At 66.4% G+C, this 12,073-nt stretch carries 7 protein-coding genes; 3 read left to right on the plus strand and 4 right to left on the minus strand.

The window, feature by feature from the left end; all coding sequences use genetic code 11:
- Positions 1–77: 77 nt before the first annotated feature.
- On the plus strand, positions 78–1,514 hold the full coding sequence (locus FHW64_RS28335) for an esterase-like activity of phytase family protein (protein WP_184531592.1): 1,437 nt from the start codon (positions 78–80) through the stop codon (positions 1,512–1,514).
- A gap of 56 nt (positions 1,515–1,570) precedes the next feature.
- Positions 1,571–3,181: an alpha-amylase family glycosyl hydrolase gene (locus FHW64_RS28340; RefSeq protein ID WP_184531593.1), complete on the plus strand. Its 1,611-nt coding sequence runs from the start codon at positions 1,571–1,573 to the stop codon at positions 3,179–3,181.
- Here FHW64_RS28340 and FHW64_RS28345 read toward each other — a convergent pair.
- From FHW64_RS28345 to FHW64_RS28360, 4 genes are read right to left on the minus strand one after another with little or no spacing between them, the layout of a single operon-like run.
- Entirely contained in the window at positions 3,154–5,439 is a 2,286-nt protein-coding gene (locus tag FHW64_RS28345) for a CocE/NonD family hydrolase (RefSeq protein ID WP_184531594.1), read from the minus strand. The two genes, FHW64_RS28340 and FHW64_RS28345, sit on opposite strands and share 28 nt — an antisense overlap.
- Positions 5,436–7,196: an ABC transporter ATP-binding protein/permease gene (locus FHW64_RS28350; protein ID WP_184531595.1), complete on the minus strand. Its 1,761-nt coding sequence runs from the start codon at positions 7,194–7,196 to the stop codon at positions 5,436–5,438. Before FHW64_RS28350 ends, FHW64_RS28345 begins: the two co-directional genes overlap by 4 nt.
- Positions 7,193–8,539 carry a glycoside hydrolase family 15 protein gene (locus FHW64_RS28355; RefSeq protein ID WP_311733383.1) on the minus strand — a complete coding sequence of 449 codons (1,347 nt, stop codon included), beginning with the start codon at positions 8,537–8,539 and terminating at the stop codon, positions 7,193–7,195. The genes FHW64_RS28350 and FHW64_RS28355 overlap by 4 nt, the downstream gene beginning before the upstream one ends.
- Entirely contained in the window at positions 8,536–9,828 is a 1,293-nt protein-coding gene (locus FHW64_RS28360; protein WP_311733384.1) for a glucoamylase family protein, read from the minus strand. Before FHW64_RS28360 ends, FHW64_RS28355 begins: the two co-directional genes overlap by 4 nt.
- An 86-nt stretch (positions 9,829–9,914) precedes the next feature.
- Here FHW64_RS28360 and FHW64_RS28365 point away from each other — a divergent pair, with 86 nt between their 5' ends.
- On the plus strand, positions 9,915–12,059 hold the full coding sequence (locus FHW64_RS28365) for a glycoside hydrolase family 3 N-terminal domain-containing protein (protein WP_184531597.1): 2,145 nt from the start codon (positions 9,915–9,917) through the stop codon (positions 12,057–12,059).
- Positions 12,060–12,073: the final 14 nt, after the last annotated feature.

The raw sequence follows: 12,073 nt of genomic DNA on the forward strand, positions 1-12,073 counted from the left end.
TTGAGCCCTTTGGCTGCCGTCATATTTCTGTCACGCAGTCTCTTGACGATGCGGCTTTTGTCAAAAAAGGAGCTGCCATGAACTGGAGGAAGGGACTCTTCGCTGCAACGTGCGTTGCCAGCGCCCTGGCTTGCACCACCGCGCAGGCCATCGATCTGATCGCCATCGGCGCGTTGCCGGGCACCGGTGCGGACCTCTCAGGCCAGAGCGCGCTGCTCGAGAACGGTGTGCGCGGCGACCTGCTCGGCGGCATCGGCTCAGGCCTGGCCTGGGCCGGCGGCAGCACCTTCCTGGCGTTGCCGGACCGCGGCCCCAACGCGGTCAACTGGAACGCCACCGTCGACAACACGACCAGCTACATCCCGCGCTTCCACACCTTGCACTTGCACCTGAAGCGCGAGGCGAGCGCGGCCACCGGACTGCCCTTCACACTGCAGCCGGTGCTCGCACAGACCACCCTCCTGTACAGCCGCGAGCGCCTGAACTACGGCGGCGTGGTGGCCGGCTTCGGCGCCACCCCGGCGAGCAACACGCGCGGGCACTACTACTTCTCCGGCCGCTCGGACAACTTCAACCCCGCGACGCCCTCGTCGGACGCGCGTGACGCACGGCTGGACACCGAGGGCATCCGCCTCTCGCGCGACGGCAAGAGCGTGTTCATCTCCGACGAGTACGGGCCCTACCTCTACCAGTTCGACCGTCGCACCGGCGAACGCCTGCGCACCTTCACGCTGCCGGCGATCCTCGCGGTGAGCCACAAGTCGGCAATGGGCGCCACCGAGATCTCCGGCAACACCTCGGGCCGGGTTGCGAACAAGGGCATGGAAGGCCTCGCCATCTCGCCGAACGGCAAGACCCTGTTCGGCTTCATGCAGAGCCCGCTGATCCAGGACGGCGGCGACGGCGGCCGCGCCAACCGCATCGTCGCGGTGAACATCAAGACCGGCGCGACGACGCAGTACGCCTACGACAACTACCTCGACGACAAGGCCAAGGCCTACAACAGCAGCGAACTGCTCGCGCTCAACAACCATGAGCTGCTGGTGCTCGAACGCGACGGCAAGGGCCTCGGCGACGACAGCAATGCCGACGTCAAGCGCATCTACAAGATCGACATCAAGGGCGCTGCCGATGTCTCGGGGTTGACCGGCCAGGCCGCGCTGCTGCAGAAGGCGGCCTCGAAGTCGCTGTTCCTCGATATCGCCGCCGCCCTCAAGGCGCATGGCCTCGCCGCGGCGCAGATCCCCGCCAAGCTCGAGGGCATGACTTTCGGCGAGGACGTGGTGGTTGACGGCGTGACCAAGCACACGCTGTACGTCGGCAATGACAACGACTTCCTCGCCACGACGCCCGGCGGGCTCGCCAATCCGAACCAGTGGTTCGTCTTCGCGTTCACCGATGCCGACCTGGGCGGATCGAAGTTCGTCAACCAGCGGTTTCGGGACGACCAAGGCCACCGCGAAGACGACGATGACGAGGACGACGACCACGGTCACGACCACGACCGGAAGTAGGTAGGCGCACACGGCCGCTTCTTCCCATCCAGGCTTGATCGTGGCACCCTCGCCAGATGCCAGCCGACACATGGTGGAAGAACGGAATCGTCTATCAGATCTACCCGCGCTCGTTCCAGGACAGCAACGGCGATGGCATCGGCGACCTCGATGGAATCCGCGCACGGCTCGACTACCTCGTCGCGCTCGGCATCGACGCCGTTTGGATCTCGCCGATCTATCCCTCGCCGATGGCGGACTTCGGCTACGACATTGCCGACTTCTGCGGCATCGATCCACGCTTCGGCACGCTGGATGGCTTCGATGCGCTGGTGAGCGATGCCCATTCGCGTGGGCTCAAGGTCATCCTGGACTTCGTGCCGAACCACACCTCCGACCAGCATCCGTGGTTCGTGCAGAGCCGCAGCGCACGCAATGACCCACGGCGCGACTGGTACCTGTGGCGCGACCCGGCGCCCGACGGCGGCCCGCCCAACAACTGGATCAGCAACTTCGGCGGCCCGGCCTGGCGCTTCGATCCGACGACCGGGCAGTACTACGCCCATTCGTTCCTGAAGGAACAGCCGGACCTCAACTGGCGCAACCCTGAAGTGCGCGCAGCGATGTACGAGGTGCTGCGCTTCTGGCTTCGACGCGGCGTCGACGGGTTCCGTGTCGACGTGCTCTCACAGATCATCAAGGACGCCCAGTTCCGCGACAACCCGGCGAACCCGGACTTCGTCGAAGGCCAGGACCCGTTTCACCGCTGGTTGATGCTCTACAACACGGACCTGCCGGAGGTGCAGGAGATCGTGCTCGAGATGCGGCGCGTGGTCGATGCATTCAGCGATGCAAGCGCGTCGCGCGTGCTGATCGGCGAGCTCTACCTGCCGCTCCCGCGTCTGGTCGCCTACTACGGCCAGAGCGCCAATGGCATTCTCGAAGGCGTGCAGCTGCCCTTCAACTTCCAGTTGATCGGCGCCGAATGGCAGGCCGCGCACATCGGCCAGTTGGTGCGCGACTACGAAGCCGCCCTGCCCGCCGGCGCGCAACCGAACTGGGTGCTGGGCAATCACGACAGGTCCCGCATCGCCAGCCGTGTCGGCCCGGAGATGGCGCGGCTCGCGGCCATGCTGCTGCTCACGCTGCGCGGGACGCCGACGCTCTACTACGGCGACGAGATCGGCATGACGGATGTCCTCATCCCTGCGGACGAAGTCCAGGACCCGTTCGAGAAGAACAAGCCCGGCATGGGCCTGGGCCGCGACCCGGAGCGAACCCCGATGCCGTGGAGCGCCGCACCCCACGCCGGCTTCACGACCGGCACGCCGTGGCTGCGCCTGGCGGACGACTGGCGCACACGCAACGTGGAAGCCCAGTCACGCGATGCGGGGTCGATGCTTGCGCTCTACCAGCGCCTCATCGCATTGCGCCGCGCGCAGCCCGCATTGCACCAGGGCGACCATGAAGCGCTGCAAGCTGGGGACGATGTCCTCGCCTATGCACGCAACAGCGGCGGACAACGACTGGTGGTGCTGTTGAACTTCGGCACCACCTCGGCGCCGATCTCACCGGCGTTGATCCCGCGCAAGCCGACCGTGCTCGCATCGACCGACCCTGCGCGCGCCGACGTCGTCGATGGCCCGATGGTGCTCGCACCTTACGAAGGCGTCGTCATCTCGATGTAGCTGTGCGCATGCCAGCGCACGCGCACGGGCCATCTTGCGTCTGCAATGGTTTCCGAGTTCACGTCCTTGCCGCTGCCGTAGTTGATCTGACGGTCCGGGCGCCTATTGAGGCCGATCACCAGCACGATGCGGCTGCCCGCCGCAAGCTTGCAAGCAGTCACGCGCTCGGCAGTGAAGGCCATCGACTGACGCATGCCGGCCCGAAGAAGCCGGCGACGCACGCGATGGCCGGCGTAGCTGGCGCGGAAGTCGTAGGGCTCGAAGAGCAACTGGTATTCACCGCTCTCCGTTTGCTCGTACATCGCGATGTTGAAGTCCACGTCCTGCCGCGATGGCGTCATGTCGAACACGCCGCGCAGGCTTCCGTCGATCTCGGTGTCCGCAGGCAGCGGATCGCTGACGAAGCTGATGCTGTTGCGCATCGCAAGTTGCTTCACGCGCAGCGCATTCGACCACGGGATACGCACATCGCGCCGGTCGGCAAGATCGACCGAGAGCCGCGGCGTACGAAGGCCTTCGGACATCGTTGACGACAGCCGATGCGTGTCGTCGCGCTCGCCGGCGTCCAGGTACAGGCGCAGCCGGGTGCGCTCGGGCGCGTCCAGCGTCGGCACATGGCGCCATTGGTCCGCGCCCATCACCTGGTAGTTGACGCGATCCGACAGCAGGGAAGGCTTGTTCGCGCCCTTCAGGACGTGGTCGAGCCACTGGTAGCGCAGATCGGGCAGGTCAACACGCGCGACGGGGTCCAGCGTGTAGCCACGCAGCGTTGCCGCCGTACCGGGGCGGATCGATGTCGCGTCGTAGGGGCCGACCAGCAGCGTCGTGTCGGCCTGCGGCCGGTTGCGGCGATGCTCGTTGTGGAAGTACAGCGCGCCGGCATCAGCGCCGAAGTAGCCAGCGAAGGTGAGCACCGGGATGTCGATCCGCGCGAACTGCTCTGGCGATGGCAGGAACTTCTGCCAGAAGCGATCGTGACTCGGGTGCGTCAGCCAGGTCCGGATCAGCCTGCTGCGCTTGCCCAGGAGGATGCGGTCGATGTCCCAGTAAGGGCGATCGCCACGGTACCAGCGTGCGTCGAGTGCCTGCCATATCGCATCTGCGTCGGCGTCGCCTTCGACATCGATGTCGGGCCGCAGCGGATCGAGGGTCGCGTGTTCCTGCGCCCAGCGCACCATGCTGTTGCGAAAGATCTGCCCGGCCATCGGGAAGTCGATGCCCGGCGCCATCGGCGCGATCGTGGCGATCGCCTTGAGCGCCGGCGGTCTCCTGCGGGCGGCTGCCCAGGCGGCGTAGCCGGAGTAGCCGTCGCCGACCATGGCCACGCGGCCATCACTCCACGGCTGCTGGACGATCCAGTCGATGACCGCCACGGCGTCCTCGCCGTCGCGAACGAACGGCCACACCGCGCCCTTTCCGTCGGGCGTGCGTCCGCGCACATACGCGGTGATGCCGACATAGCCTTTGACGGCGCTGGCCCGCGCGTCGTCTTCGGCGGGATCGAGCGTGAAGCGCAACAGCGTCGGCAAAGCGCCATCTGCGCGACCGGGCCGGACCAGGTTGGCATGGATGACACCTCCACGCACGGGAATCCGGATGTCGCCCTCCGCCAGATAGCGGCTGCGGTTTTCCGCGGCGAACAGTTCGGGCAGCAGCGCGCCGAAGTTGCGACGCGAATCGTATGAAAGCCACATGCGCACGAGCGCCAGCGCGTCGGCCTCCGGAAGGCTGCCCTTCGCACGCCAGAGATCGAACGCTTGAGCGAGCGGCTTCCTGTACACGGCCAGCGGGATCTCGAGCCGCGCCATGATGGCCTGGGCCTGCGCATTGTCGAGAGGCGACACCAGCTCCTGGAAGGCGCGCCCGTAGGCGTCGGCGAAGCTGAGGCGCTCGTCCGCTTCGAGCACGCGCGCACGCGCATAGATGCCATCGAGGATCGCTCGCTGGGTCAGGTCGTCGAACGGCTTGCCCTGGCGCCGGCCGCGGAGCGCCTTGCTGCTGTCGAAGCCCGCACGGTAGGCGCCGCTGACGATCTGAAGCGCGGTCACGTTGGCGAGGAAGCCGTCCGTATCCGCCTCCTGGTAGACCGGCAGGATGCGCTGCGCCAGATCCTTCATCAGCTCTGCTGCAGTGGCATCGTCGGGATCGGCCGGTGGCCGGAAGCCGAAATCCGCCGCCCGGGCCCAGATGGGCAACGCAAGAAGCAGCCGGATCAAGGCGCGACGCGCGCGACGGGGGGTGGACCCAGGCTGTCTCATGGTCGCTGCTCCTCGGGCATTGCGTTCGGCGCCTTGACGAGATGCACCACCTGCGTGAACAGCCGGTCGTGCGCCTCTCCGGCTGATCCGATATGGACGATGCCCGTGTCCGCGAGCGTGTCCAGCACGTCGATGATCAATTCAAGCGTGTCGTCGTCGAACGCGCCGAAAGCGTCGTCCATGACCAGCCAGGGCGGTGCCTGCAGCACCACGCGGGCGAAGCCCAGCCGCAGTTGTTCGTCCATGCTGAGTTCGCGCTCCCAGCGCCCCGTCTTGTCCAGCAATGGCTCCAGCCGCTGGAGGCCCACACTGGCGAGCGAGGCCACCATGGCCTCTCTCGGATAGATCGAAGGCTCCATCCCGTACGACAGCACTTCGGCCAGCGTGCCGCGCGGAAGGTAGGGCGTGCCGCGCGGCATGTAGTGGATCGCCTCGCCGCGGGGGCGGCGCACGATGCCGGAGCCCCAGGGCCAGAGGCCCGCGAGCGCACGGAACAGCAAGGTCTTCTCGGTGCCCGGCGTGCCCAGAATCAACAGCCGCTCGCCGGGGTGCACGATGAGTTCCGGCGCGTCCAGCCGGTCGTGCCCCGTCCAGGCGCGAACCTCGAGCGCTTCGATCGAGAGGGTGTCGTCTTCGCTCTCCTCGTAGGCAATGCGGCTGCCGCTCGCTTGAGCCTCGAGGTCGGACGCGAGCATCTGGCGCAGGTCGGAGACGCGCAGCAGCGTGGCGCGCCAGTCGGCAATGATGCTGAAGTTGTCGACGAACCAGCGCAGCGACGATTGCGCCTGCGTGAAGGCAGCGGCGGCCATCATCAGGCCGCCGAACGACACCTTGCCCGAAAAGTAGAGCGGTGCGGCCACCAGCGTCGGCGCGATGATGGTGACCCATCCGAAGCCCGCGGTAACCCAGGTCAGATTGGTCAACCCGAGCACCACGCGCGATTGCGCACGCAGGACATCGCCGAAATGCATGGCGACGCGGCGCTTCTCGTCGGCCTCGCCGGCTGCCAGGGAGATGCCGTCGAGATGCTCGTTGATGCGTGTCAGCGAAAAGCGTAGTTCGCCCTCGCGTGCATAGCGCTCGGCGTTGCGAAGGATCAGGCCGTTGCCGACCCAGTAGGTCATCAGCGAGCCGACGATCGCATAAACGATCGCAGCCCATAGCATGAAGCCCGGCAGGACATGGTCCTGGCCGTCATAGAAGATGCTGAAGTCCTTGGAGAGCACCCACAGCACGCTCGCGAAGCTGCCGAACAGCATCGCTGCCTGCAGCAGCCCCACGCCGAGCGCGACCGACAGATCGCAAAGCTTCAGCGTGTCTTCGTGCATGCGCTGATCCGGGTGGGCACCCATGGGGCCGCTGGCCTGCAGCCAGAAGGCCCGGCGCGGGTGCAGCCACAGTCCCACGAGGTCATTGACCACGGCTTCGCGCAATCGCATCTGCAGGGTTTCGCCCAGCCACCTCTGCACGACGTTCAGGACCAGCAGCACGCCCGCGATCATTGCGAAGACGCCGACCTGCTTGATGAAATCGTTCAGGTCGCGACGCGAGATCGCATCGTAGAAAGGCTTGTTCCAGCTGTTGAGTTCGATCTGCGCGTAAGCCGTCATTGCCACGACGACCACGATCCCGCCCACCAGCACGGCCAGCTTGCCGGCGACCTGCGACGCCCCCACCGCACCAAGCAACTCGCGGACCTGACGGAAGACGCCGGTCTTCACGACCGGCTCGTCAGGGTTCGGCGACGTCGCGCTCATCGTTGCGGCGGCGCCTGACAAACGGCGGACGCGATGCGGCGCGCCGAGACACACGAGATGAACGCGGCGTGGCTCCAGGCCAGCTGTTTCGCCGACGTCTGCGCGCCGCTGCGCTGGTCGAACTGCTCCGACAGGTCGCCATTGGCCGGCGTGTAGGCGCGCACGGTCGCGAGATAGGCGTCACCGCGTGCGAGCCAATCGTGTCCACCACCCTGCGCGGCAGCGCGGAAACAGAACTCGGCAGCGCCAAGCGTCGAGAAGTAGTACGCGCCGCCGGAGTAGTACACATCGCCGTCGTATCGGCCCATCGCCGCGCCAAGGCCTGGGGCGCGATCGCGGTTGATCGGATAGGCCGCATCGAACAGCGCGTCCAGTCGCGCCAGCGTGGCCTGCATGCGCGGATCGGCCGGGCCATGCGCAACGTCTGAATCTACGGTGTGGATCGCCGAGAGGATCACTGCGATATCGAGCGCCTTCGGGCTGGGACGGTCGTCCGCCAGCCTGCGCGAGCGGTAGTAGCCGTGCGCCGCATCGGGCTCATCAGCCCAGAAGCCGTCCAGCAGACTCAGCACGGCTTTCGACTCATCCCGGCAGCGCTGTGCCTGCGCCGTCTCGCCCAGGCCCTGCAGCCATGCCGCGCCTTCAGCCAGCGCGGCTGCAGAGACGCGCAGCGTGTAGTAGTGATGGCCGCTTTCCTCTTCCCAGATGTCGAACGACGGCACCCGCCAGTGGCGCAACGTGAAGTCGATGTCGAATCGGATCAGGTCGGCGACTTCCGCCAGCACGGGCGCGTCGAGGTGCCCGCTGGCCCCCCAACGCATCAGTGCCAGCGCGCGCAGCGGCGGCCCGTCGTGCTGGGGGCGCGCCCATCGCAGGATGTCCAGCGTGCCGTCGGGGTTCACACGCGTCTCGGCGACGACCGCATCGCCGTGGACGTTTGCAAGCTCATGGTCCTCGCGCAGGTACTGCAGGAGGTCGGGGGCAACACGCGCGCCGCGATCGGGCACTGCGGCCACCTCGCGGCCGTCGAGCCGGTTCAAGGCAAGGCTGAAGCGGGTGAAGTCGCGCACGTGCTGCAGGGCTTCGTCGCCGATGCGTCGGTCAACGTAGAGCAGGCGCAGCGCATCGATCACGACGGCGGAATCGCGGAACCAGTGGAAGAAGTAGTCCGGGTCCGGGTCGTAGCTGCCCAGCACGGGCGAAGCGATGATGGCGCCGGCGACCGGCTGCACGGTCTGGTCGAAGCCTGGGCGCTGCTTGACGATCGATACCGGTGAGATGCTGGACAGCATCGCACTCGCCGAACGGCCAAGCTGCGTTTCGAGCCAGGACTCGAAGGTCACGACGCAGTCGACCCGAGAAGCGGGCTGGTGAAGTCCAGTGCGCGCAGCCCGGCCTGCACTTCGGGCACGCTCATGAACAGCTTCCACAGAAGGCCCGTCCGATGGTTCTCCATCATCACGACGATCGGGCCCTGGTCGATGGCGAGGAAGGTATCGGCGTACCAGCCGCGCTGCTCGCAGAACGCGTCGACGAAACCGTAGTCCCGCCACACGCGCGTGCCATGAACATTGAGGAAATGCCGCACCACCTGCATCACCTCGGCGGGCGCATACGCCAGACTGGCCAGCGCGCCAGTCGGCGAGATGGTGCCGTTGTCGTTGACCGGGTCATGCGCGAGGTAGCCGTCCGGATCGTCGCTGGCGGTGAGGCCCCAACACGATTCGCCGTAGCCCTTGAAGCCCTTCGGATTGGCGATGCAGTGCGCACGATTGACCCGCACGTGGCGGCAATTGAGATCCCAGTAGTCGGCGTACCGATCCTTCAGCCCGCGCGGATCGAGGCCGCAGAACGAGTAGTGGGTGAAGAACAGCGGGCCGCCATACGGCGCACCCAGCGGCAGTTCGATGCCGCAGTACGAGCGGCCGTTGAGGAAGTCCGGCCCCGACGCATAGCCGTGGTGGTAGACCCGCGGATCGATCGCATGGCTTGGCGAGGCGGCAGCCATCAGGTAGGTGATGAGGCACTCGTTCCAACCGTGCACTTCATGGTTCATCGCCCAGCCGTGGTTCGGGCTCCAGTGCCAATACAGCACGTCCCGCCCCTGCGTGAACCAGTTCCATTCGACCTCGTGCCACAGCATGTCGATGTCGCTTCGCAGTCGGCTCTCTGCAGGCGTGTCCTTGCTGAAATACTGGCGCACGCACAGCAGGCCCATCATGAGAAACGAGGTCTCGACCAGATCGCCTGCATCGTCCTTGGGGCTCATGGGGAACGTCGTTCCGGTCGCGCCGTCCATGAAGTGCGGAAAGGTACCGTGGTAGCGCTTCGCGCGCAGCAGGGCATCGAGCATGCGCCGCAGCCGCTCCAGCGCTGCATCTCGCGTGATCCAGCCGCGCTCTACCGCAACGATCATGGCCATCACGCCGAAGCCCGTGCCACCGATCGCGACTCTCTCGTCGGCCTTGTCTTCACCTGTGGCACTGATGAGCGTGCGGCGGTCGAGCGCCAGGCCGCTGGCTGCATCCGCACCATCCCAGAAATAGCGAAAGGTCTGGCGCTGCACGGCCTCGATCAAGGCTTCGTCGGGCAGGGCCGCCAAGGCCTTCGGGTTCCTGTCATCCTTCAACACTGAACGCCTCCTGTGTTCGTTGACTGGTGTGTCACCCCACAGCATGCCATCATCAGGTCCCCTTGGGTTCTGCTTCGAAGTCAACAATGAGTCGCATCGACACCCTCATCGCCCGCATGACGCTACCCGAAAAGCTGGGGCAGCTCACGATGACTGCCTCCAGTTACACGGTCACCGGGCCGGTGATCGCGGGGGATTCCACCCAGTCCATCATCGACGGCACCATCGGCAATCTGCTGAACATGGTCGGCCCCGGGCCTGTGCACGAAATGCAACGGCTGGCCGTCGAGAAGTCACGGCTCGGCATTCCGCTGCTGATCGGCCTGGACATCATCCATGGCCATCGCACCCTCTTCCCGATTCCGCTCGCGGAGGCAGGCATCTTCGACGAAGACCTCTGGGAGCGAACGGCGCGCGAGGCTGCGCGCGAAGGCGCGGCCGATGGCCTGGCGATGACATTCGCGCCGATGCTCGACGTATCGCGCGATCCGCGCTGGGGTCGCACCGCGGAGGGCCCGGGCGAAGACTCGTGGCTCAACGCGCGCATCGCGCAGGCCAAGGTACGTGGCTTTCAGGGCAACGACCTGTCGTCGCCCGAAGCAATGGCCGCCTGTGCGAAGCACTTCGTCGCCTATGGCGCAGTCACCGCGGGACGGGAGTACGCCGCCGTCGACATCTCGGACCGCACCCTGCACGAGGTGTACCTGCCGGGCTTCGCTGCGGCGGTACGCGCGGGCGTCGCGACATTGATGCCCGCCTTCACCGATCTCAACGGCGTGCCAATGACAGCGCACATCCCCTTGCTGCGCGACTGGCTGCGCGTCGAGATGGGTTTCGACGGCGTCATCGTGACCGACTACAACGCGATCGCGGAACTCATCAAGCACGGGGTCGCCGCAGATCTCGTCGATGCCGCGGTGCTGGCGCTGAAGGCCGGCGTCGACATCGACATGATGGCCGACGCGTATCGCAAGGGCCTGCCGGTCGCGCTCGAGCAGGGCCGCGTGACGATGGAGGAAATCGACACATCCGTGCGACGCGTGTTGCGGCTCAAGGAAGAACTCGGCCTGTTCGACGACCCCTACCGCCGCGGCACGACACAGGAGCCCGCGGCACTCATCGCCGAACGACACACGCTGGCGCGCGAAGTTGCTCGCAAGTCCATCGTGATGCTGAAGAACGAGCGCGACACGCTCCCCTTGCCCACAGCGGCGAAGTCGCTGTGTGTCATCGGCCCGCTGGCCGACGCACACACGGAGATGAAAGGTCCATGGTGGGGCGCCGGTGAACACGAACCGGCCGTCAGCGTGCTGGCCGGCCTGCGCGCCGCACTGCCGCAGACCGACATACGCCATGCGCCCGGCGTTGCCATCAACAGCGACGATGAAAGCGGCATCGAGGCTGCTGTCGCACTGTGCGATGGCGTCGATGCCGTCCTGCTGTGCCTGGGCGAGCGCGCCTCGATGAGCGGCGAGGCCGCGAGCCGCGCCACGCCCGCGCTTCCCGGTCGACAACAGGCGCTGGCCGAAGCGGTGATTGCGCGTGCACGCGCGCTCGGCATCCCCGTCATTGCGATCCTGTTTTCAGGCCGCCCGTTGGTCGTTCCCTGGCTGTCCGAACACGCCGATGCATTGCTGGCCGCGTGGTTCCTCGGTGTCGAGGCCGGAAACGCGATTGCCGACGTGCTCACGGGCCACGCATCGCCCAGTGGTCGCACGCCGATGAGCTGGCCGCGCGTCATCGGACAGATACCGATCTTCTTCGGCCAGCGCCCGAGCGGCCGTCCGATGAATCCCGCCGACTACTACACGAGCAAGTACCACGACGTCGACAACACGCCGCTGTATGACTTCGGCCATGGCTTGACCTACGGCCGGTTCTGCTACGACGAGCTTCGGGTCGAGCCGCAGCGCGTGCGCGAGCAAGACACGCTGAAGATCAGCGTCAACCTGCGAAACGACGGCGCGCGCGAGGCTGAAGAGACTGTCTTCCTGTTCACCCGCGCGAAGGTGAGCCCCGTCACCCGGCCGCTGCTGGAGCTCAAGGGCTATGCAAAGCTGCGATTGAAGCCCGGCGAAGCCGGCTCGGTGGAACTGTCGCTGCCGGCGACCGACCTGCGCTATCTCGGACCGGACCTGCAACCCGTGTTCGAGGCGGGCCAGGTCGAGATCCTCGTCGGACCGAGTGCCGAGCAAACAGGATTGCTGCGACAGACCATCGAGTTGTCCTGAAAGCGGAGAATCGC

Origin of the sequence: Variovorax sp. Sphag1AA, assembly GCF_014192575.1 — a bacterium.
In the GTDB taxonomy this organism is placed as follows: Bacteria; Pseudomonadota; Gammaproteobacteria; order Burkholderiales; family Burkholderiaceae_C; genus Variovorax.

What these genes read in the sequence shown, in the direction of transcription:
- FHW64_RS28350 (WP_184531595.1), bottom strand. Translation starts at nt 7,196, where the DNA reads ATGAGCGCGACGTCGCCGAACCCTGACGAGCCGGTCGTGAAGACCGGC.
- FHW64_RS28335 (WP_184531592.1), top strand. Translation starts at nt 78, where the DNA reads ATGAACTGGAGGAAGGGACTCTTCGCTGCAACGTGCGTTGCCAGCGCC.
- FHW64_RS28340 (WP_184531593.1), top strand. Translation starts at nt 1,571, where the DNA reads ATGCCAGCCGACACATGGTGGAAGAACGGAATCGTCTATCAGATCTAC.
- FHW64_RS28365 (WP_184531597.1), top strand. Translation starts at nt 9,915, where the DNA reads ATGAGTCGCATCGACACCCTCATCGCCCGCATGACGCTACCCGAAAAG.
- FHW64_RS28345 (WP_184531594.1), bottom strand. Translation starts at nt 5,439, where the DNA reads ATGAGACAGCCTGGGTCCACCCCCCGTCGCGCGCGTCGCGCCTTGATC.